At 73.6% G+C, this 20276-nt stretch carries 15 protein-coding genes and 3 pseudogenes; 9 read left to right on the forward strand and 9 right to left on the reverse strand.

The genetic code is table 11. The annotated features are described in order from the left end of the window. Positions 1-10 precede the first annotated feature (10 nt). The 4 genes and pseudogenes from IH61_RS50390 to IH61_RS0128810 all read right to left on the reverse strand — a co-directional run. A pseudogene (locus IH61_RS50390) lies at positions 11-1486 on the reverse strand (acyltransferase domain-containing protein); the annotation flags it as partial. After that, a pseudogene (locus IH61_RS50055) lies at positions 1434-3221 on the reverse strand (type I polyketide synthase); the annotation flags it as partial. The pseudogenes IH61_RS50055 and IH61_RS50390, both read right to left, overlap by 53 nt. 67 nt (positions 3222-3288) lie before the next feature. Then, complete coding sequence (locus IH61_RS0128805) at positions 3289-4320, reverse strand: 3-oxoacyl-ACP synthase III family protein (RefSeq protein ID WP_031075097.1); 1032 nt, start codon at positions 4318-4320, stop codon at positions 3289-3291. A 92-nt stretch (positions 4321-4412) separates the two neighbouring features. Then, positions 4413-4952, reverse strand: a complete 540-nt coding sequence (locus IH61_RS0128810) for an allene oxide cyclase barrel-like domain-containing protein (protein ID WP_234327376.1) — start codon at positions 4950-4952, stop codon at positions 4413-4415. A 275-nt stretch (positions 4953-5227) separates the two neighbouring features. On the opposite strand from IH61_RS0128810, the gene IH61_RS0128815 reads away from it, so the two are divergent. The 3 genes from IH61_RS0128815 to IH61_RS0128825 all read left to right on the forward strand — a co-directional run bounded on the left by IH61_RS0128815 (position 5228) and on the right by IH61_RS0128825 (position 8449). Continuing rightward, positions 5228-6427 (forward strand): cytochrome P450, encoded by a 1200-nt coding sequence (locus tag IH61_RS0128815; protein ID WP_031075102.1) that lies wholly within the window; start codon positions 5228-5230, stop codon positions 6425-6427. Beyond that, complete coding sequence (locus tag IH61_RS0128820) at positions 6424-6663, forward strand: ferredoxin (protein ID WP_078911468.1); 240 nt, start codon at positions 6424-6426, stop codon at positions 6661-6663. The genes IH61_RS0128815 and IH61_RS0128820 overlap by 4 nt, the downstream gene beginning before the upstream one ends. 343 nt (positions 6664-7006) lie before the next feature. Further along, complete coding sequence (locus tag IH61_RS0128825) at positions 7007-8449, forward strand: DHA2 family efflux MFS transporter permease subunit (protein WP_037973487.1); 1443 nt, start codon at positions 7007-7009, stop codon at positions 8447-8449. A 61-nt stretch (positions 8450-8510) separates the two neighbouring features. Here IH61_RS0128825 and IH61_RS0128830 read toward each other — a convergent pair whose 3' ends face one another. From IH61_RS0128830 to IH61_RS0128845, 4 genes are all read right to left on the reverse strand, one after another. Beyond that, a complete protein-coding gene (locus IH61_RS0128830; RefSeq protein WP_031075107.1) occupies positions 8511-9665 on the reverse strand; it encodes an acyltransferase family protein in 1155 nt (384 codons plus the stop codon). Positions 9666-9879: 214 nt separating this feature from the next. After that, positions 9880-10872 carry an aldo/keto reductase gene (locus IH61_RS0128835; protein WP_031075110.1) on the reverse strand — a complete coding sequence of 331 codons (993 nt, stop codon included), beginning with the start codon at positions 10870-10872 and terminating at the stop codon, positions 9880-9882. Between the two features lie 95 nt (positions 10873-10967). After that, positions 10968-11786, reverse strand: coding sequence for an AfsR/SARP family transcriptional regulator (locus IH61_RS0128840; RefSeq protein ID WP_063763291.1), 819 nt, complete (start codon positions 11784-11786; stop codon positions 10968-10970). A gap of 200 nt (positions 11787-11986) precedes the next feature. Beyond that, positions 11987-13762: a helix-turn-helix transcriptional regulator gene (locus IH61_RS0128845; RefSeq protein WP_324607628.1), complete on the reverse strand. Its 1776-nt coding sequence runs from the start codon at positions 13760-13762 to the stop codon at positions 11987-11989. 230 nt (positions 13763-13992) lie between these two features. Here IH61_RS0128845 and IH61_RS50060 point away from each other — a divergent pair, with 230 nt between their 5' ends. From IH61_RS50060 to IH61_RS0128880, 6 genes and pseudogenes are all read left to right on the forward strand, one after another. Beyond that, entirely contained in the window at positions 13993-14859 is an 867-nt protein-coding gene (locus tag IH61_RS50060) for a 2-oxo acid dehydrogenase subunit E2 (protein WP_031075113.1), read from the forward strand. Next, a complete protein-coding gene (locus IH61_RS0128855) occupies positions 14856-15944 on the forward strand; it encodes an alpha/beta hydrolase (protein ID WP_031075114.1) in 1089 nt (362 codons plus the stop codon). Before IH61_RS50060 ends, IH61_RS0128855 begins: the two co-directional genes overlap by 4 nt. 108 nt (positions 15945-16052) lie before the next feature. Next, on the forward strand, positions 16053-16949 hold the full coding sequence (locus IH61_RS0128860; RefSeq protein WP_063763292.1) for an AfsR/SARP family transcriptional regulator: 897 nt from the start codon (positions 16053-16055) through the stop codon (positions 16947-16949). Continuing rightward, positions 16946-17710, forward strand: coding sequence for a thioesterase II family protein (locus IH61_RS0128865; RefSeq protein ID WP_031075116.1), 765 nt, complete (start codon positions 16946-16948; stop codon positions 17708-17710). The genes IH61_RS0128860 and IH61_RS0128865 overlap by 4 nt, the downstream gene beginning before the upstream one ends. 293 nt (positions 17711-18003) lie before the next feature. Beyond that, positions 18004-18951, forward strand: a pseudogene (locus IH61_RS0128875) (IS481 family transposase); the annotation flags it as partial. Between the two features lie 221 nt (positions 18952-19172). Further along, positions 19173-19670 carry a cupin domain-containing protein gene (locus IH61_RS0128880; protein ID WP_051838234.1) on the forward strand — a complete coding sequence of 166 codons (498 nt, stop codon included), beginning with the start codon at positions 19173-19175 and terminating at the stop codon, positions 19668-19670. A gap of 46 nt (positions 19671-19716) precedes the next feature. On the opposite strand, the gene IH61_RS0128885 is transcribed toward IH61_RS0128880, so the two are convergent. Then, the gene (locus tag IH61_RS0128885) at positions 19717-20190 is read right to left on the reverse strand and encodes a hypothetical protein (RefSeq protein WP_031075121.1); all 474 of its coding nucleotides are present in this window, start codon (positions 20188-20190) and stop codon (positions 19717-19719) included. Positions 20191-20276: the final 86 nt, after the last annotated feature.

The raw sequence follows: 20276 nt of genomic DNA on the forward strand, positions 1-20276 counted from the left end.
CGGGCGCGCCCTCGGGGTCGACGGCCCGGACCCGCAGGGTGTCCTGGTCCAGGCGGTCCAGCCGCACCCGCAGGACGGTGGCGCCGACGGCGTGCAACGCGAGGCCGTTCCAGGCGAACGGCAGCCGCAGGGCGGCGGGGCGTTCGGGCCCGTCGGCCGCGACCTCGGCCTGAAGGGCGGCGTCGAGCAGCGCGGGGTGGAGGCCGTAGCGGGCGGCGTCCGGGTGTGCGGGCTCGGGGAGTTCGACGGTCGCGTAGACGGTGTCGCCGTGCTGCCAGGCGGCGCGCAGGCCCTGGTAGGTCGGGCCGTAGCCGACCTCGGCGGCGGCGAACCGCTGGGCGGCGATGGCGAGTTCGAGCGGGACGGCCTCGGCGGGGGGCCAGTCGGCGGGGTCCGTGGGTTCGGCCGGGTCGGCGGGGCCCGCGGCCAGGGTGCCGGTCGCGTGGTGGGTCCAGTCCCCGGCGCCGCCGTGCTCGGGGCGGGAGTAGACGTCGAAGGTGCGGCGGCCGTCCTCCTCGGCGGCCGTGACGAGGACCTGGAGGTCGAGCACCGCCTCGCCGAGGGTCAGCGGCGCCAGCAGGACGAGTTCCTCCACCCCGGACGCCCCGGCGGACTCGGCGGTGGCCAGGGCGAGTTCGGCGAATCCGGTGCCCGGGAACAGGACGGTCCCCGCGACGGTGTGCTCGGCCGACCAGGGATGGCTGCGCAGGGACAGGCGGCCGGTCAGGACGAGCCCGCCGTCGTCGGCGCGTTCGACGGTCGCGCCGAGCAGCGGGTGCGCGGAGGTGTCCGGCCCGCCGGTGTGGGCGGGGGCGTCGAGCCAGTGGCGGCGGTGTTGGAAGGGGTAGGTGGGGAGTCCGGGTGGGGTGGTGGGGGTGGTGACGGGCCAGGTGAGGCGGTGGCCGTGGAGTTCGACGGCGGTGAGGGCTTGGAGGAGGGGGTGGTCGTCCTCGCGGTTGCGGCGCAGGGTGCCGGTGACGAGGACGTCGGGGGCGTCGGCCAGGGTGTCCTGGAGGGCGAGGGTGAGGACGGGGTGGGCGCTGGACTCGACGAAGGTGGTGAAGCCGTCGGCGGCGAGCGCGCGGACGGTCTCCTCGAAGCGGACGCGGCTGCGCAGGTTACGGAACCAGTACTCGGCGTCCAGGGTGGCGGTGTCCAGCGGAGCAGCGGTGACGGTCGAGTAGAACGGGATGTCGGAGGGCTTGGGACGGATGTGGGCCAGCACGTCCCGGATCGTGGTGCGGAGGGCCTCGACGTGGGCGGAGTGGGAGGCGTAGTCCACCGGGACGCGACGTACCCGGACGTCCTGTTCCTCGCCCCAGGCGACGAGTTCGGCGATCGATGCGGCGGTGCCCGAAACCACCGTCGAGGACGGGCCGTTGACGGCGGCGACCTCCAACTCGCCGTCCCACCGGGCGATCAGCCGCTCCACCTCCCATCCCCACCCACTGCGACCCCTGCCCCGGGAACACCAGCACCACCCCACCGGGCGAATCCGCCAGCCGACCCGACACCACCGCCGGGTGAGCCGTCTGCTCCGCCAACGCCCGTAGCCCGGCCAGCAGTTCGTCCCGGTCCGGGGAGACCACGGCGGCCCCGAGCCGGTGCCGGGCGCCGCGAGTCAGCGTCCAGGCCGCCACCTCCGACAGCGCCGTCCGCGCCCCCGGACCCTCCAGCCAGTCCGCGAGCCGCCCGGCAGCGGCGGCGAGCGCCGCCTCGGAACGCGCCGAGAGCAGCACGGGGGCCGCCACCGAGGGCAGTTCCGAGCGCGCCGGGGTCGGCTCCGTCACGGCACCGGGGGCCGCCTCGGAGGCAGCCGGGAGCGGCACGGGGGCCGCACCGGCCGGGGCCTCCTCCAGGATCACGTGCGCGTTCGTCCCGCTGATCCCGAAGGCCGACACGCCCGCACGGCGCGGCCGTTCCCCCGCCGCCCACTCGACGGGCGCGCGCAGCAGTTCCACCCCGCCGGAGGCCCAGTCCACCTCCCCGGTCGGCTCGTCCACGTGCAGGGTCGCCGGCAGCACGCCGTGCCGCAGCGCCTGCACCATCTTGATCACGCCCGCCACCCCGGCCGCCGCCTGCGCGTGCCCGATGTTGGACTTCACCGACCCCAGCCACAACGGCCGCCCCGCCGGACGCTCCCGCCCGTACGTCGCCAGCAGCGCCTGCGCCTCAATCGGGTCGCCCAGCCGGGTGCCCGTGCCGTGGGCCTCCACCGCGTCCACGTCCGCCGCGCCCAGCCCGGCCGCCGCCAGCGCCGCCCGGATCACCCGCTCCTGCGAGGGACCGTGGGGGGCGGAGAGCTGGCTGCTGGTGCCGTCCTGGTTGACGGCGGAGCCGCGCACCACGGCGAGCACCGGGTGGCCGTTGGCCCGGGCGTCGGAGAGGCGTTCGAGGAGCAGCAGGGCGACCCCCTCGCCCCAGCCGGTGCCGTCGGCGTCGGCGGAAAACGCCTTGCAGCGGCCGTCGGGCGACAGCCCGCGCTGGCGGCTGAACTCGACGAAGGTGTTGGGGGTGGCCATCACCGTGGCCCCGCCCGCGAGGGCCAGCGTGCACTCGCCCGAGCGCAGGGCCTGGGCGGCGAGGTGCAGGGCGACCAGGGAGGAGGAGCAGGCGGTGTCGACCGTCACCGCCGGGCCCTCGAAGCCGTACGTGTAGGCGATCCGGCCGGAGGCGACGCTGGGCGCGCTGCCGATGCCGACCTGGCCTTCGACGGCGGCGGGCAGCGGGTTGAGCCGCGAGCCGTAGTCGTTGTACATGATCCCGGTGAAGACGCCGACCGGGGTGGAGCGCAGCGCGGCCGGGTCCAGGCCCGCGCTCTCCAGCGCCTCCCAGGTGGTCTCCAGCAGCAGCCGCTGCTGGGGGTCGATGGTGCCGCTCTCGCGGGGGCTGATGCCGAAGAAGTCCGCGTCGAAGCCGGCCGCTGCGGCGAGGAAGCCGCCGTGGCGGGTGTAGGAGGTGCCGGTGCGGTCCGGGTCCGGGTCGTACAGGGCGTCCAGGTCCCATCCCCGGTCGGCGGGGAACTCCGCTATCGCGTCCCGGCCTTCGGCGACCAGCCGCCACAGCTCCTCCGGAGAGCGCACCCCGCCCGGGTAGCGGCACGCCATGCCGACGACGGCGATCGGCTCCGTGTACCTGGCCTCGGCCTCCTCCAGTCGCAGGCGGGTGTCCTGGAGGCTGGCGCTGACCCGCTTGAGGTAGTCGCGGAGCTTCTCGTCGTTCGACATGGCGTGCTCTGCCCTTCGATGGCTCGGGGAGGGTGGCGGGGGCGGCGCGGGGCCGGTGGGCTCAGACCCGTTCGAGGGCGAACCCGGACTTGATCCACTTGCTGGACTCGACGGCGATGGCGGCGGCGCGGTCGCCCGGGGCGAGCTTGGGCAGGACCTGCTCGAGCTGGAAGAAGACCAGGGCGTTGCCGGTGTTGGCGGTCTCGCCGACGCAGCTGATCTCCTCGGCACCGCCCAGCCCGAGCCGCTCGACGATCCGGGCGGTCATCCGGGTGGACAGCTGCGGCGGCAGCAGGTGCGTCACCTCGCCCTCCTGCCAGCCGGTTTCGGCGAGAAGCCGGTGCAGGATCTGCTCGGCGAACAGCGGGACGGTCTCCTCGATCGCCTTGTAGTCCTCCCGCGCCGAGGACCGGTCGCTGTGCCGGTCGACGGGGCCGAACCACTCCAGCACCTGGCCCGGGGCCCTTCCCCGGCCGGACAGTTGGACGAAGGAGGCGCGGACGGCGGTCGGGCCGGCCGCCGGGTCGGCGCTGAGCACGGCGGCCCCGGCGGCGTCGCCGAAGAGCACGTAGTTGACCAGTTCGGCCGGGGGGACGGCGCGCAGGTCTGCGTCCAGGTCGTAGTGCTTGGCGATGACGTCGCCGCCGAGCACCAGGGCGGTGCGGTGGCGGCCGGTGGAGAGCAGCTGCCGGGCGACGTCGATGGCCTGGACGGCGCCGGAGCAGCCGGACTGGAGCTGGTAGGTGGCCACGTCGTCGATGCCGAGCCGGTCGGCGATGACGTTGACGGTGGCCGGCATCAGGGTGTCGGGGGTGGCGGTGCCGAGCACCACGAGGTCGATGTCGGCGGGGTCGGTGCCGGCCGCGGCGAGCGCGCGCTCCCCGGCGGTGGTGCCGAGGTCGGCCAGGGTGTCGCGCTGCTCGCCGCTCTCCAGGTCGAGGGCGAGGTGGCGGGTGCGGGTGCCGATGAAGGCGTCCACCCACTGCTCCCAGAGCGCGTCCATGCCGAAGCGGCGGCCCAGGGCGGCGTTGTCGATGGGCGGGCCCGGCAACGCGGTGCCGGCCGCCAAGAGGCGGATCTCTGCGGGGTCCATCTGCGGTCTGCTCCCAGCGCGTCGGGGTTCTCGGCTGTCGGGGTGCTCGGCTGTCGGGTGTTCAGCTGTCAGGCACTCGGGCTGACGAGTGCTCAGCTGCGGTAGAGGACGATCGCGGAGGCGTAGGACTTGTGGGTCTCGACCGGACGGAACTGGCGGAACCCGACCGCCCCGCGCAGCGGGCCGGCCACCGCGACGGCCTTGATGGTCTGCTGCTCGCCGAGGGTCAGCCGGGCGTCGTCGACGACGCCGCCGGTGCGGATGACGTTGCCGTCGAGCAGCCGGATCTCCTCCGAGAAGTAGCCCAGGAAGTTGCCCTCGGGGCCCTTGCGCAGCATCCGCCCGTACCCGTTGGTCGTCCCGACCAGCGCGCCCTGCTGGTCGCGCAGCTCGTAGCGGACGTGGGCGATGTCCTCCAGCGTCGGGGTGGCCCCGCTGAAGTCGGAGTTGGAGGAGTCGTAGCTGACCAGGGTCTCGGCGAGGTCGGTCAGGTAGAGCAGGTTGGCGGGGTCGCCGACCGGCGGGTTCGGGCCCTTCGGGGCGAGCGGCGGCACCGCAAGTCTGGCGAGCAGCCAGCCCCGCAGGGCGTCCGCGGCGGGGGCCAGCGGACCGGGGAGGGTGATCGAGGCCATGCTGCGACTCCGTTTCGGCACGGGGACGGGAGGACGCCGGGGAACGGCGTTCCGATCACGCTAGGCAACGGAGCTAAACCGGCTCGGCGCGTCCGCTGAACCGCCCCCGCCGCCCCGCGAATGCGCCGCTTAATCCGCGACAAACGACCGTTGAATTCCCACGGATTTCCGCCGGAACTGCCGTGGCCCGCGCCCGGGGAACGGAACTAGCATGCGCCGGAGCAACTGGAATTCCCCCCGGAAATGATTCCGGGTCATCCGACCGGGAGGCCGCGTTGTCCGCCAGTTCCGCCGAAGCACCGTCGTTCCCGGTGCGCCGCACCTGCCCCTACCAGCCGCCGGACGTGTACCGGGAGATCAGCGACCGGGGCCCGATCAGCCAGGTCACCCTGTGGAACGACCGCCGGGTGTGGCTGATCACCGGCTACGAGGAGGCCCGCCGGCTCCTCGCCGACGAGCGGCTGTCCTCCGACCGCAGCTACGACGCCTACCCCACCATGGCCCCGCACCTGGGCGCGCCCGCCGCCCGCAAGCTGGTCCTGGTGGGCGAGGACCCCCCGATCCACCACCACCACCGACGGCTGCTCAACCCCGAGTTCAGCCTCAAGCACGCCCGGGCGCTGCGCCCCGACATCGAGCGGATCGTCAACGGGCTGATCGACCGGATCGAGGAGATCGGCGCCCCCGCCGACCTGGTGGAGCACTTCGCGGCGCCGATCCCGTCCCTGGTCATGTCGGCGCTGCTGGGCATCCCGTACGAGGACCACGCCTTCTTCCAGTCCGCCACCGCCGGCGTCATGCAGGGCCGGGACCCGGCGCACACCGAGGCGTCCGCCGCCGAGCTGGTCCGCTACCTGGACCGGCTGGTGACGGCCCAGGAGCGCAAGCCCGACGAGAACCTGGTGGGCCGGCTGGTGGCCCACGTGGAGAGCGGCGAGCTGAGCCACGACGAGGTGGTGCAGCTGGCCATGGTGCTGCTGATCGCGGGCCTGGAGACCACCTCCTCGATGATCCCGATCAGCGTGCTGGCCCTGCTGGAGCACCCGGAGCAGCTGGCGGCGCTGCGCGACGGCGAGGTGCCGGCCGCCGTCGCGATCGAGGAGCTGCTGCGGATCACCGCGGTGACGGACTTCGCCGGGGTGCGCTGGATCACCGACGACATCGAGATCGACGGCCGGGTGCTGAAGGCCGGGGACGGCCTGGTGGTCTCCTCCACGATGGCCAACCGGGACGAGCGGGTGCACGCCGAGCCGTACGAGGTGGACCTGGCCCGCGCCAGCCGCCAGCACCTGACCTTCGGTTACGGCATCCACCAGTGCCTGGGGCAGAACCTGGCCCGGCTCCAGCTGGAGATCGCGTTCGGGACGCTGGTGCGCCGGCTGCCCGGGCTGCGGCTGGCGGTGCCGGCCGAGGAGCTGGTGATGCGCCGCACCGGCACCATGCAGAGCGTCGAGCGCCTGCCGGTGGCCTGGTGAGCGCCGGGGTGCGGGTCTCCACCGACCGGGACCGCTGCATCGGCGCGGGTCTGTGCGTGCTGACCGCGCCGGACGTCTTCGAGCACGACGACGACGGGCTGGTGACCCTGCTGGAGCCCGAGCCCCCGGCCGAGCGGGAGCAGGACGTCCGCCTCGCCCACCAGCTCTGCCCGGCCCGGGCCCTGACCGTGGAGCCCTCCGGGCCGGAGCCGGTCTATCGCCCGGACAGGGTCTAAAGGCGCCGGGAACCCTCCCGGTTCCCGGCCGGCGGGGCGAAACCGCAGGTCACCGATGCCCGGCCGGCGGCCGGACACCCCGCCGAAGGCCGTCGGCCCGCATTCCGGGTCGGCGGCCTTAACGCTGTCTAAGGAACGATGGCCGACGACCCTCACTTGTTTATACGCTCTTTCAGCACGCCGGTGTTCTGGACACCGGCCTTTCCCGCACGGCGGGCGTTCGGACGTCGGTGATCATTCGCCGCTCCTCCCGAACAGCCCTCCGCATTTCCGCGGCCACGGGACGAACGCGAATTCGCGCCCCTCGCCCGCCTCTTCTCCCCTGCTATCGCTAAGGAACGAAATGACGCAATCGGCCGAGAATCGGCTGGACGGTCCGCTGGTCAAGCTGATCGTCGTCATGGCGCTCGCGTCGGTCACCGCGACGCTGAACGCGACCATCGTCGGTGTCGGGCTGAGCCCCCTCGCCGACACCTTCGACACGACGCTCACCACGGCCGAGTGGGTCATCACCGGCTACCTGCTGGCGGTGGCCGCGACCATCCCGGTGACCGGCTGGGCCGTGGACCACTTCGGCGGCAAGAAGGTCTGGATCTTCGGGCTGGTCCTCTACACCCTGACGGCCGTCGCCTCGGCCCTGTCCTGGAACATCGCCTCGCTGGTGACCTTCCGCATCCTCCAGGGCGTGGCCGCCGGCATCATCGAGCCGGTCATGATGACGCTCACCGCCCGCGCGGCCGGCCCGGCCCGGCTGGGCAGGGTGATGGGCCTGCTGGCGCTGCCGATGACGCTCGGCCCGGTGATCGGCCCGATCCTCGGCGGTGTCATCGCGGACAACCTGCACTGGAGTTGGCTGTTCCTGGTGAACGTGCCGATCGTGCTGGCGGCGCTGGTGTTCTCGTTCAAGGTGGTGCCCGCCGACGTGCCCGCCGAGGGCGAGCGCGCGACCTTCGACGTGCTCGGCACGGTGCTGCTGAGCCCCGGCTTCGCCGTCCTGGTGTACGGGCTGTCGCAGACCGCCCACGAGGGCTTCGGCTCGACCACGGTGGTCGTCTCGCTGCTCGTCGGCGCCGCGCTGGTGGCCGGGTTCGTGGTGCACGCGCTCACCACCCGCCGCACCCCGCTGATCGACGTCCGGCTGCTCGCCAACAAGGGCTTCACGGCCGCGGTGGTCGCGATGGCGCTCACCGGCGCGGCGGTGTTCTCGCTGTACGTGCTGCTGCCGCTCTACCAGCAGCAGGTGCACGGGCAGAGCCTGATGGCCAGTGGGCTGCTGCTGGCGCCGTTCGGTGTCGGCACCTTCCTCGGGATGCCGCTGGCCGGGCGGCTGAGCGACAGGCTCGGCGCCAACCTGCTGGTGCCGGTCGGCGCCACGCTGGTGGTGCTCGGCACCCTGGGCAACGCGCTGTCCTCCGCGAGCACCGGCCAACTGGTGCTGGGCCTCTACGCCCTGGTCTCGGGCCTCGGGCTCGGCTGCGTCGGCGCACCGACGCTGGCCTCGCTCTACCGGACCGTTCCGCTGGAGAAGACCTCGGGCGCGACGAGCACGATGCTCTCGCTCAACCAGGTCGGCGGCTCCTTCGGCGTGGCCCTGGTGGCGCTGCTGGTCCAGCGGGGCGTCGCGCACGGCGACTCCGTCCGGGACGCGTTCTCCACCACCTTCTGGTGGGAGCTGGCGATGACCGCGGCCATCGTGGTCGTGGGCCTGCTCCTGCCCGGCCGCCCGAAGGCGTTCGAGGCCGGACCGGTGGTGGAGGAGGTCACCGGCGAGCCGGTGACCTCCTGAGCTCCTAAGCTCCTGGGCTGCTGAGCTGCTGAGGTGCTGGCCTTCCGACCCGACCCGCGCGTCAGCCGGCGCGCCCGCCGGCGGGAACCCGTTCCGGCCGCTCCCCGCGAGCGGCCGGACGGCTCCACCGGCGCATCGCCGGGGCCTCCACGAGGCGGTGGACCAGCCAGGACCCCGCGATGGTCACGACCAGCAGCACCACCCCGAGGCCCGCGAACTCGGGCACCGACCAGACCCTGGTCTCCCCGAGGGCGAGCCGGACGTAGTGCAGCACCAGGTGGTGCGTCATGTAGAAGGCGAAGGAGATCTCGCCCAGCCACACCGCCGTCGCGCCCCGGAACGGCGAGCGGGCACCGGTCGTGTCCGCCCGCGCCGAGGCCGCGACGAACAGGGCCAGCGGCAGCGCGAGCGTGGCGGAGAGCCCGTACACCGTGGGCACCAGCGCCAGTTGGGCCGCCGCCCCGGCCGCGACCAGCAGCGCCGCACCCGGCATGCCGAGCCCGATCCAGCGGCCGGCCAGCACGATCCGGGCCAGCAGAATGCCGAGCACGAAGTCCAGGGCGCGCACCGCGGGCAGCGCCACCAGGAACCAGTTCTGCGTCAGCGTCATCTCCAGCCCGGGCAGCCGGGGTTCGGAGGGGAACACGTGGTCGGCGACGAACGGGAGCAGCGCGATCGTCGCCGCCACGCCCCAGACCCAGGCCCAGAGCCGCTCCGGCCGTATCCGCCCGATCAGGGCGTGCAGCCAGGGGAAGGCCAGGTAGAAGGACAGCTCGACGCTGAGCGACCAGCTGGGCAGGTTGACCGCCCGCATCACGTCCAGGTCCGGGAGCCAGGCGTTCAGCAGGAAGAAGCTGGGCAACAGCCGTGCGGTGGTGAGCAGTTCGCCCGCGGCGAGGGCCAGCAGGAGCGCCGCCAGCCAGGTCGCCAGATGGGTCGGGAAGACCTTCACCAGTCGGCGCCGCCAGAACCGCGTACGGCTGTCGCCGGGCCGGGCCGACCAGGTCATGACGAATCCGCTGAGGATGAAGAAGAACTCCACCCCCAGCCAGCCCAGGCCGAAGGCGTACCGGAACACCGCCTCGGTCGGGCCGGGGGCGAGGTAGCCCTCGACCGAGAGGTGGGTGAAGTAGACGAGCAGGGCGGCGGCGAAGCGCAGCCCTGTGAGGGACGGCAGGCGCGGGAACACGGTGCGTCTGTCGAGGGGTTCGGTCATCGCGATTCCTTGCGGGAGGGCGGACGGAGCGGGCGGTGGCCGCCGGTGCGGCCCCGCCCGGTCCCGTCAGCCTCCATCGGGTGCCTAAACCCCTCCTGCCCCAGGAGCTAAACCTGCCGCCGCCGCGGCCTTGCCGTGCCCGCGCCGTGCCCCCGCGGACGGACAGCCGTGCGCACCGGACGGGAGCCCCGTCCGGTGCGCGCCCGCATGCCTGTCAGAGGTCGACGAACTGCCGACTGAACTCGGTCAGCCGGTCACCGGCGACCTGCCCGGCGGGCACCGCGGCCTCGATCGCGGCCAGCTCCTCCGGGCTGAGGGAGAGCGTCGCGGCGGCGAGGTTCTCCTCCAGGTGGTCGATCCGCCGGGTGCCGGGGATCGGGACCACGTCCTCGCCCTGGTGGTGCACCCAGGCGAGCGCCAACTGGCCGACGGATACTCCGAGTTCGATGGCGAGCGGCTCCAGCCGGTCGACCAGGGAGAGGTTGCCGGGGAAGTTCTCCGGGGTGAACCGCGGCTGGGCAACGGTCCGGAAGTCCTCCGGCCCGAACACCTCGGCAGCCCGGTAGCGGCCGGTGAGCAGGCCCCGGGCGAGCGGCGCGTTGGGCACGATGCTGATGCCCAACTCGCGTGCGAGCGGCACCACTTCGCTCTCCAGCTCGCGGGAGAACAGGGACCACTCGGTCTGTACGGCGGCCAGCGGGTGCACGGCGTGGGCCCGGCGGATGGTCGCCGGGGCGGCCTCGGAGAGCCCGATGTAGCGGACCTTCCCGGCCTCGACCAGCTCGGCCAGCGCGCCGACCGTCTCCTCGATCGGCACCGAGGGGTCCACCCGGGCCGGGTAGAAGAGGTCGATGTGGTCCAGGCCGAGGCGCTCGAGCGAGGCGTCGGCGGACTGCTTCACGTACGCGGCGTCGCCGCGCACCGCCTGCCCGATCCCGTCGCCGGTGCGCACCACGCCGAACTTGGTGGCCACCACCGCCTCGTCGCGCCGGCCGGCCACCGCCCGGCCGACCAGCTCCTCGCTCAGCCCGTGCCCGTAGACATCGGCGGTGTCGATCAGGGTGACCCCCAGGTCGAGCGCCCGGCGGATGGTCGCGACGGCCTGCTCGGGGTCGGTCGGGCCGTAGAACTCGCTCAGGCCCAGGGCTCCGAGCCCCTGGGCGCCGACTTCCAGGCCGCCCAGGCGGCGGGTGGGGACATCGTTCACGCGAATCGCTCCGTCATCGCTCGGGGTTCCGGTTCGGCCTCCCCCAGCCTGCCGAAGGGGGCTAAACCACACCCAAACGGCCGTGTGACGGTGGATCAGGCCCGGGCGGCCACGGCCGTGGGCACGGGCGCGCGCCGGGCACCGCCTTCTCCCCGACCCTCGCCCCGCGCCTCGCCGCGCACCTCCAGGATGGTGCGCTGCAGGTTGCGCAGCCAGCAGCCCGGCTCCAGGCCCAGCTCCCGGTTGAGGGTGTCCCGCGCGGAGTGGTAGACGCCCAGGGCCTCGGCCTGCCGGCCGGAGCGCCACAGGGCGAGCATCAGCTGCGCGTAGAAGGTCTCCTGGAGCGGGTGCTCGCGGATCAGGCAGCGCAGCTGGGAGACCACCTCGCGGTCCCTCGAGAGCATCAGCTTCGACTCCACCAGCAGTTCGCTGCACTCCAGTTGGAGCTCCTGCAGCCAGGCCGCGAAGGTGTTGACCACCGGCCCGGCCTGAAGGCCCGCCAGGACCGGGCCGCGCCACAGGGCGACGATCTTCTCCAGCAGGTCGCACGCCTCCTCGTAGCGCCGCTCGCGCATCATCGCCCGGGCGGTGGGCAGCTGCTCCTGGAGGGCCTGGAAGTCGACGGCCTGCGGCGGCGTCCACAGGACGTAGCCGGGCGCCCGGGTGATGACCGGATCGGGCTCGCCGAGGCGGGTCAGCAGCTTGCGCAGCTGCGAGACGTACACGTAGACGGCGTCCCGGGCGCGCTGCGGCGGATCGGCGGGCCACAGCTCGCGCACCAGGTCGTCCACCGAGACGACCTGGCCCATGCGGGCGAGCAGGACGGCCAGCACCGCCTCGGTCTTGCGGGAGCCGATCACGACCGGGCCGTCCGCGTCGCTGACCCTGAGCGGGCCGAGTACCTCGTACCTCACCGGTGCTCCTCCTCCGCGCACGCCTCCGCCGCACCTGTCGGCGCAGCGGTCGTCGGCGGCCTGTCAGGGCGTCAACAACGTCCGGCGGGAGGCTATTCCCGCCCTGGCCGCAGATCCGACGGACCGCCGGGCAGGCCGAGGTCCGCCCGCAGCGTAGCGCCGTCGCGGTACCCGCCGCGCAGCGCTCCGCGTACGTCGGGTCACGACACCCGGCCGTGCTCCTCGACCACCAGGCGCACCAGGGCCGCGCGGGAGCCGATGCCCAACTTCCGGTAGGTGTGGGCGATGTGCACCTCGACCGTACGGGCGCTCACCCCGAGGCGGTCGGCGATCTCACGGCTGCGCAGGCCCGTGCCGACGAGTTCGGCGATCTCCCGTTCGCGTTCGGTGAGCAGGTCCAGGCTCGGCCCGCCGGGCGCGGGCGGCGCGGCGGCGGCCGGGGCGCGGGTGGTACGGGCGGCTCGGGTGGGGCGAGTGGTACGGGCCGGGGCGGACGCCTTTCGGGGCGGACGCCCTGCCACGGACCCGTCGGGGCGGTCCCCGGCACCCAGGCGCGCGGTCGCCTCGGCGAGGAGGCGCCGCGATCCGGTACGGGCCGCCAGCTCGTCCGCCGCGGCGAGCAGTCGGCGGGCCACCCCGTCGTCGGCGGCCGGGCCCTGGCGCCGGAGCGCGGTGAGGGCGGCGCCGAGCCAGTGCCCGGCGAGGTCCGTGTCCCCGGTGCGCAGCGCCGTCCCGGCCGCCTCGGTGAGCACGGCCGCGTCCCGCGGGTCCAGCCCGGGGGTGGACCGTTCGATGTGCGCGGCGATCCGTTCGGCGGGGGCGCCGCGGGCGGTGAGGACCCCGATGGCTCGGCGGTGGGCGTCCACGCGCCAGCAGTTGTCGATGTCGTCGTAGACCAGCCACCGCACCAGCGGGTGCCGGAAGCCGCCGTGGGGGCTTCCGGCGAGCGGTCGCACCAGGTCCAGGCGGCGCAGTTCATCGAGGGCGCGGCACGCCTCGTCCTCGGTGGTCCCGGCGACGGCGGCGACGCCGGACGAGTCCAGCTCGGTGCCGAGGACCGAGGCGGCGGCGAGGACGAGCCGCTGGCGCGGGCCGAGGGCGGCGAGTTCCGTCACCAGGTGGCGGGCCAGCCGGTCGGGCAGGGCGGCGTCCGGCGGCAGGCCCCGCAGGTCGGCGAGCGAGCCCTCGGGGCGGCCGGAGAGCCGGCCGGGGCAGACCCGGGCGAGGGCCAGCAGGTAGAGCGGGTTCCCGTGGGCGTCCCGGTGCAGGGCGCGCATCCGGGGGTCGGTGGCGGGCAGCTCGAGCAGTTCGGCGGCCCGGGCGAGGTCGAGCCGGCACAGTTCGATCCGCCGGGTCGTGCCGAGCTGGCTGCCGCGGGCCAGGGCGGCGCGCAGCCCCTGCGGGGCCTGGCGCGGCCGGTGGGCGACGACCATCGCGAGCGGGGCGCGGGCGGGCCAGCGGATCAGCCCGTCGAGCAGCGCGAGCGAGCCGGGGTCGGCCGCGTGGACGTCGTCCAGCACGATCAACAGGCCCCGGCAGGTGTGCTGTTCGAGCAGTGCGCGCAGCCGGTCCGGGGTCGGGCAGCCGCCCGCCGGGACGTCCACGGACTCGGCGATCCACCGGATCAGCGCGATCAGCTCGTCGCGCAGCCCGGCCCGGTCGGCGAGGCCGATCCAGCCGCGCAGGATCTGGACGAACAGGCTTCCGGCCAGGTGCTGTTCGGCCGGGTCGGCCAGGGCGCGCAGGACGGTGAAGCCGCGCGCGGACGCCTCCTCGGCGAGCGCGGTGAGCAGCCGGGTCTTCCCGCTGCCCGGGTCTCCGGCGAGGTCCACCACTCTCTGGTGACCGTTCGTCACCTCGTCGAGCACTGAGCGGAGTTGATGAAGTTCGGCGCGTCTCACGGTGTCCGTGCGGGCACGGTCGCGGATCACGATGCGGGTTTCTCGGTCTTCTCGGGTCTCCTGGACTGCGAACACGGTTGTTGCCCCTCCCCCGTGACGGGCGAAACTGGCGAATCCCCTCAACCACGGTCGATCGTATCTTCGAAGAGCGATCAACCAGCTTGACGAAACAAGGAATTCACGAATCCAGCGGCCGCCCCCGAGCTCACGCTTCAGGTCCCGTTTGGTCCCGTGCGCCAGGCTCGGTCCCCCGACCTACCCGACCGACCTGACCGACCCGACCGACCCGACCCGAGGGGCGCGTGATGACCAGTCCGACCGGAGCCGAGCCCCGGCTCGCACCACCGGCGCGCGAGCGGCGGCACACCCTGTACTTCCTGGAGGCGATCCGGGACTTCTCACCGGTCTTCCTGGACACCGAGGTGGACGCCACCCGGCTGCTCGCCCACCGGGCCGCGGCCCGCGAGGCCGGGCACCGCCGCTCGGTGGTCGGCTACCTGCTGGTGGCCGCGGGCGAGGTGCTGGCCCGGCACCCCGAGGCCAACTCCGCCTACCGGGGCGGCCCGCGCCCCCGGGTGGCCACCTATCCGACGGTGACCGGCAAGGTCACCCTCGACCGCACCCTCGGCGGCACCCGGGTGGTGCTGTCCACCGTCGTCCCCGAGCCGCACACCGCGGGCCTGGCCGAGGTGCAGCGCCGGCTGGACCGGGTGCTGGACGGCGACCCGGCCGAACTGCCCGAGTTCGCGGGCGTCCGGGCCCTGCACCGGATGTCCTGGCTGCGCGGCCGGCTGCGCTTCGCCCGCGCGGCCCGAGACCTGCGGCTGCGCCCGCTGATCACCGGCACCTTCGCCGTCACCTCGCTCGGCCACCGGCCGGTGGACGGCTTCCACTCCGTGGGCGGCACCACGATCACCCTCGGCCTCGGCCGGATCGCCGACCGCCCGGCGGTGAGGGACGGCGAGATCGTCGTCGCGCCGGTGTTCCGGCTCAGCCTCGCCTTCGACCACCGGGTCATCGACGGCGCGGAGGCCGCCGACGTCCTGGCCGAGATCCGCACCGCGCTGGAGGAGTGGCCCGAGCCCGAGCCCGAGCCCGAGCCCGACCCCGTCGCCGTCGCCGTCGCCGGGCAGGAGAGCGGCGAGTCCGCCCCCTCGGAGGTGACGGCATGACGGCCGTGGCCCCGGCGAACGACCTCGCCGAACTCAAGCGCTTCGTGGTCGCGCAGGCCACCTCCCAGGGCATCACCCCCGCCGAGTACGGGGCCGTCCTGGACGGCGTCGTGGACGACGGCGACGGCGGCCCCGGCTCCTGGGTGCGCCGCTGGAGCGAGGCCGGCGAGCGCCTGGAGCGCGAGGGCCGGCTGCTGGAGGCCGGGCGCTACTACACGATGGCCCGCTTCCCGTACCCGTCCGGCTCCGCCCGGCGCGAGGCCGAGGCGCGCGCCCGCGAGGTCTTCGCCCGCTGGGCCGCCAACCTCCCCGGCCTCGAGCGGATCGAGGTGCCCACCGCGGCCGGCCCGGTCGCGGCCTGGGCGGGCGGACTGTCGGCGGACAACCCCAAGCCCCTGCTGCTGATGTCCGGTGGGATCATCAGCCTCAAGGAGCAGTGGGCGCCCGTCCTGCTCCAGCTGGCCGAGTTCGGCCTGGCCGGGGTGGTCACCGAGATGCCCGGCGTCGGCGAGAACCCGCTGCCGTACGACCTGACCGCGCCCGCGCTGCTGCCCGCCGTCCTCGACGCCGTCGCCGACCGCGCCGACACCGCGCGGACGTTCGCGCTGGCGCTCAGCTTCAGCGGCAACCTGGCGCTGCACGCCGCCCTCACCGACCCGCGCATCCGCGGCGTGGTCGGCGCGGGCCTACCGGTGCACGACTTCTTCACCGACCGGGCCTGGCACGCCACCGTCCCCCGGGTCACCGTGGACACCCTCGCCCACCTGGCCCGCACCGACGCCGGATCGGTCTTCGACGCCCTCGCCCCGCTCGCCCTGGAACCGGACCGGCTCGGCGCCGTCGACATCCCCGTCGCCCTGGTCGCCAGCGCCCGGGACGAGATCATCCCGCCCTCCGACACCGACCGGCTGCGGCGCTCGCTGCGCAGCCTGCGCCTGCGGGTGCACGACGACGTGCACGGCTCGCCCCGGTACTTCCCGCAGACCCGGCTGTGGACGCTGCTCACGGTGCTGCGGATGAGCGGCGGCCCGCTGGACCGGCGGCTCGCACTCGGCGCCCAACTGCGCGCGCTCGACCGGCGCTGACGCGGCCGACAACCCGGTGCCCCGGCCGTCCGTACGTAGTTCCGCTGATGTGCGGACGGCCCCGGTGGGACAACCTGAGCAGGACGACACGCTCTCAGGAGGCCCACTGTGAGGTACCAGCTGCTCGGAAGCCTGCACGTCACCACGGAGCACGGCACCTCGGCCGTCAAGGCCCGGAACATGGAGGTGCTGCTCGCCACCCTGCTGATCCGCGCCAACGAGGTGGTACCCATCCCCCAACTCGGCTTCGAGATCTGGGGGGACGCGCCGCCACGGCGCCATCTCGCGGCAATCCACGTGTACATCTCCCGGCTGCGCAAGCTCCTCGCCGACGACCGGCCGGAGAGCGTGATCGTCACCCAGTCCCCCGGGTACGTCCTGCGCCTCGGCCCCCAGGACCGGCTGGACTCCGACGAGTTCCAGCAGCTGATGCAGACCGGCCGGGCCGCCGCCCGGGACGGCCGCACCGAGCAGGCCGCCGCCGTCTTCGAGGAGGCCCTCGCCCTGTGGCGCGGCCCCGCGCTCGGCGACCTGCGCTCCGGGCCGGTGCTGGAGGGCTTCACCACCTGGGCCGAGGAGGCCCGGCTGGAGTGCGTCGGCATGCACGTCGAGACCGGGCTGGCCACCGGACGCCACCGCGAACTCATCGGCAGACTCTACTCGTTGATCGCCGAACACCCGCTGCACGAGGCGTTCCACCGGCAACTGATGATCGCCCTCTACCGCTCCGAGCGGCAAGCCGACGCACTGCGGGTGTACCGCGCGGCGCACCGCACCATCACCGCCGAACTCGGCATCGAGCCCGGACGGGCCCTGCGCGAGGTGCAGCGGGCGATCCTGCTGTCCGACCGGCGGCTCGACCTGCTGCGGCCGCAGTGGGGGGACCTCTCGGAGAGCTCGGGGACCACCACCGGACTGGCCGAACGGGCCGAACGCCCCGACCGGACCGGTCGGACCGACCGGAGCGACCGCGCCGACCGCGCCGGGCAGCAGGCTGCCGCATGAGCGCCGTCGACAGCTCCCTCTGGGTCCGCCGGTTCCCCGGCCCTTCCACCTCCGGCTCCCCGCTGCGCCTGCTCTGCCTGCCGCACGCCGGCGGCTCGGCCTCGGCCTTCCGCCCCTGGGCCGCCGCGGCCGGGCCGGACGTCGAGGTGCTGGCCCTGCAGTACCCGGGCCGCCAGGACCGCTACCGGGAGCCCCCCGTCGCGGACCTCCCCCGGCTGGCCGACCTGGCCCTTCCCGCCGTACGCTCCACGGTCGGCGACGGCCGCTACGCCCTGTTCGGCCACAGCATGGGCGCCCTGCTCGCCTTCGAACTCACCCGCCGCCTCGAACGCGAGGGCCTGCCACCGGAGTTGCTCGCCGTCTCCGGCCGCCGCGCACCCTCCACCCGCCGCGACGGCGAGTACGCCCACCTCACCGACGACCGCGCCCTCGCCACCCACCTGCGCAGCCTCAGCGGCACCGACCCCCGCCTGCTCGCGGACGAGGAGGCCCTGGCGATGATCCTCCCCGCCGTCCGCGCCGACCTGACCGCCGTGGACACCTACCACCCCGGCCCGGACGCCACCGTCACCACCCCCGTCCTCGCCCTCACCGGCGACACCGACCCCTGGGTCACCCCCACCGAGGCCGCCGCCTGGCAACACCACACCACAGCCACCTTCGAGCTCCGCATCTACCCCGGCGGCCACTTCTACCTCGACGGCCGCCAACGGGAACTCCTCACCCTCCTCACCGACCGCCTCACCCCGGCCCGACGATGACAGCGGGAGTGGGGCTGCGACTACTGGTGCGGGATGTCCACGCCGGCGGCGCGCAGTTTCGTCTCGACCAAAGTGGTCAGCCGGGCCATGGCCAGTGCCTGGTCCTCGCCGTGGTGGTTGAGCAGGCCGTATCGGGTGGCGTCCGTGCGGGCCTGGAGGCCGTTCGGGAGCGCTAGCTGTTCTGACCACGGAGGTTGGTGACACGGTTCACGGCCTGGTGATCTTGAAATGAGTGAGGGCCTTCTGGCTCGGTGTGGATTGCGACATCTGCACCTACAGCCAGAAAGGCCCTCATGCCACACCGTAACGCACCGCTGACCGAGACCGGCCGCCTGCGCCTGGCCCGTTGCGTGGTCGAGGACGGCTGGCCGTTGCGGCGGGCCGCCGAGCGCTTCCAGGTCTCGCCGACCACGGCCAAGCGCTGGGCGGACCGCTACCGCACGCTCGGCGAGAACGGCATGAGCGATCTGTCGAGCCGGCCGCACCGAAGCCCGCGCAGGCTGCCGGCCCGAACCGAGCGGCGGATCGTCAAGGTCCGCGTGCTCCGCCGGTGGGGACCGGCCCGCATCGCCTACCTGCTGCGGCTCAACCCCGCCACCGTCCACCGGGTCCTGGTCCGCTACCGGCTCGCCCGCCTGGCCCACCTCGACCGCGCCACCGCACGCCCGGTGCGGCGCTACGAACGCGCCGCACCGGGCGAGCTGGTCCACGTCGACACCAAGAAGCTCGGCAACATCCCCCATGGCGGGGGACACAGAGTGCACGGGCGGGCAGCCGGCCCCTCCCACACCCGCGTGGGCTACAGCTACCTGCACAACGCCGTCGACGACCACTCCCGCCTCGCCTACAGCGAGATCCTCGCCGACGAGCGCAAGGAGACCGCCGCCGCGTTCTGGGCCCGGGCGAACGCGTTCTTCGCCCGGGCCGGGATCACCGTCCAGCGGGTGATGACCGACAACGGGGCCTGCTACAAGTCGCATGCCTGGCGTGATGCCCTCGCCGCCGAGGGCATCACGCACAAGCGCACCCGGCCCTACCGACCGCAGACCAACGGCAAGGTCGAACGCTTCAACCGCACCCTGCTCGACGAATGGGCCTACGCCAGGCACTACCGCAGCAAACAGGAACGCCGCGACGCCTTCCCCGCCTGGCTCCATACCTACAATCACCACCGCGGACACACCGCACTCGCAGGCAAGCCACCCGCCAGCCGCGTTCCCAACCTCACGGGTCAGAACACCCGACCCCAGGTCGTTGATGACGGGCCGCCAGTGCCGCCGGCCTGCGTAGGAACCGTTCAGGTAGACCACGGGGGTACCTGTCCCGCCGGTGTCGGTCACGGCCAGCGCGGTGTCCTCCACCGGCACCATGCCACTCCAGGCCAGGTGGGTCGCGTTCGAGTTCGTCATGCCACCAGAGTCGTCCTTGACCCGAGGTCAAGGTCAAGGGTCAAGGACACTCGATGCTCGTCGACGCCGGGCTCGCCGCCCTGGAGGAGGCGGACACCGTGGTCGTTCCGGGCTGGCAGCCACCGGGCGGCCCGGTGACCAACCAGCTGCTGGTGGACAGCTCTGCCACGGGTGGGGCGCTGTCCAGCATGCGCGTCACCCTCGGGAAGGGCGCGAACGGCGCTCGCCCGCACCACCACGGCAAGTCCGCCGAGATGTTCTACGTCCTCGACGGGACCGCCCAGCTGCGGTCCGGCGATCAAGTGGTCACCGCGGAGCGCGGGGACGTGGTCGTCGTACCGCCCGGCACACAGCATGCCTTCGCCGCCGCGCCCGGCGAGATCGCGGACATGCTCGTCATCATCACGCCCGGGGTGGAGCGGCTCGAGTACTTCCGCCATCTCGAGCGCATCCGCTACGGCAAGGTGCCGCCGGAGAGCCTCCTCGAGGTCCAGGAGCTGTACGACTCCTACTTCGGGACCAGCCCGGTCTGGGACGCCGCACGCCGATAACGATGCTTTCGACCGGCCCGGGTCAACGACTGCCCGAGGCGATCGGTCATGTGCGGGCCAGGCTCGCCCGGGCTGCGATCATGAAGGCGCTCTTGTGCTCCTCCAGGTACTCGTTGGCCTCCACGTCACCGATCTCCCGCCAGACCGCCTGGTTGAGTGCGCGTCCGTAGGCGCGGGCAGGCGCCTCCAGAGCCGGGTCGCAGAGCAGGACAACCCCGCGGTCGGCCGTCCAGAGCTTGGTCATCACGGCTTGCGCCCTGGTCATCCAGCCGTCCTCGTCGGCACCCCACGGTTCCGGGCGGGCGTAGGCCACCCGCTCGGCGAGCTGGGCGCACGCGAGGAACTCCTGTATCGCCTGTACCTGCTCGGCCCGGCGCGTCTCGGCGGTCGCCGCCGACTGTCTCCTCTCCTCCGCCCGATCCGCCGACCGCTGGGCGGCACGCTGAGTGAACGCTGTCAGCGCCCCGCCGAGCACCACGCCCGCGAGCGAGAACGCCGATCCCCACAATTCCCCCGCCATGCCAACTCTCCCCTTGCGGACCGCCCTTGCACATCAGCATGCGCATCCTCTCCTACCGGCCGCTCGAGCTGTCCCCGACCAGGCAT

The sequence above is a fragment of the Streptomyces sp. NRRL WC-3742 genome, assembly GCF_000720635.1.
In the GTDB taxonomy this organism is placed as follows: domain Bacteria; phylum Actinomycetota; class Actinomycetes; order Streptomycetales; family Streptomycetaceae; genus Kitasatospora.

Coding starts and splice junctions, on each gene's coding strand:
- IH61_RS50060 (WP_031075113.1), top strand. CDS start 13,993: ATGACCAGTCCGACCGGAGCCGAGCCCCGGCTCGCACCACCGGCGCGC.
- IH61_RS0128865 (WP_031075116.1), top strand. CDS start 16,946: ATGAGCGCCGTCGACAGCTCCCTCTGGGTCCGCCGGTTCCCCGGCCCT.
- IH61_RS0128830 (WP_031075107.1), bottom strand. CDS start 9,665: ATGACCGAACCCCTCGACAGACGCACCGTGTTCCCGCGCCTGCCGTCC.
- IH61_RS0128825 (WP_037973487.1), top strand. CDS start 7,007: ATGACGCAATCGGCCGAGAATCGGCTGGACGGTCCGCTGGTCAAGCTG.
- IH61_RS0128885 (WP_031075121.1), bottom strand. CDS start 20,190: ATGGCGGGGGAATTGTGGGGATCGGCGTTCTCGCTCGCGGGCGTGGTG.
- IH61_RS0128880 (WP_051838234.1), top strand. CDS start 19,173: ATGCTCGTCGACGCCGGGCTCGCCGCCCTGGAGGAGGCGGACACCGTG.
- IH61_RS0128855 (WP_031075114.1), top strand. CDS start 14,856: ATGACGGCCGTGGCCCCGGCGAACGACCTCGCCGAACTCAAGCGCTTC.
- IH61_RS0128810 (WP_234327376.1), bottom strand. CDS start 4,952: ATGGCCTCGATCACCCTCCCCGGTCCGCTGGCCCCCGCCGCGGACGCC.
- IH61_RS0128805 (WP_031075097.1), bottom strand. CDS start 4,320: ATGGACCCCGCAGAGATCCGCCTCTTGGCGGCCGGCACCGCGTTGCCG.